Annotated in this window: 1 protein-coding gene and 1 pseudogene; both read right to left on the reverse strand. The window is 47.8% G+C overall.

The annotated features are described in order from the left end of the window. Positions 1 to 599 (reverse strand): metal ABC transporter permease (locus A3756_RS22915; protein ID WP_068554767.1); only part of this gene is annotated, 599 nt, incomplete at its 3' end. 3 nt (positions 600 to 602) lie between these two features. After that, positions 603 to 837, reverse strand: a pseudogene (locus A3756_RS28195) (ABC transporter); the annotation flags it as partial.

Below are 837 nucleotides of genomic sequence, written 5' to 3' on the forward strand. Positions count from 1 at the left end.
AGGGCGTTAAAGCCGGCAACAAGGTTTAGAACAACTAGCACCAGGAAGGCAAAGTGAGCAATTGGACTTAGTCGACTGACTGATTGCAGGAAAAGCCTGTCCATACACTCAAGAACCAACGGTCTGAACAGCAGAGCAAGTGTAATTAAGGTAATTGTAGAAACCCCGGCAAGCAAATATAAAGCTTCGTTGTTCAAAGCCAGCGCGGAACCGAAAAGTACGTGTAGTAAATCAACCTGACTACCGTTAATTGAAATAATCAGGACGCCTGCTGCCAGAGAAATAAGATAAAAGGCAGCCATGCTGGCATCTTCAGCGACATCGGTCATACGAGAGACGAAACCGGAAAATAGCGCAACAAGGCAGCCTGCGATAATCCCGCCGATGGTCATTGCCTGAATAGATAAGCCGGCCAGAAAAAAGCCTGCCGCTGCACCGGGCAATATTGCGTGTGCCATGGCGTCGCCAGTTAAACTCATGCGTCTTAACATCAGAAAAACGCCAATAGGCGCTGCGCTAATCGCAATCGCAAGGCAGCCAACGATAGCGCGTTGCATAAATGAGAAGTCTAAAATTGGCGCAATAAAAAGATCGAACATCTGTTAGTGAGCCCCGCAATACACGGCGTTTTCATCAAAGGCTTCGTTGAGTTGTCGTGCTCGTTGCCAGTTTTGCTCAGTCAATACGCCGGCAGTTGGCCCAAAAGCGATGGGCTCTCGCGATAACAAAAGGCAATGTGGGAAGTGAGACTTTACTTGCTCAAGGTCATGGAGTACTGCAACAATCGTTTTACCCTGTTCATGCCAGTGTTGAATCAAGTGTAGTAGGTCATGTGTT

The sequence above is a fragment of the Oleiphilus sp. HI0086 genome, assembly GCF_001635225.1.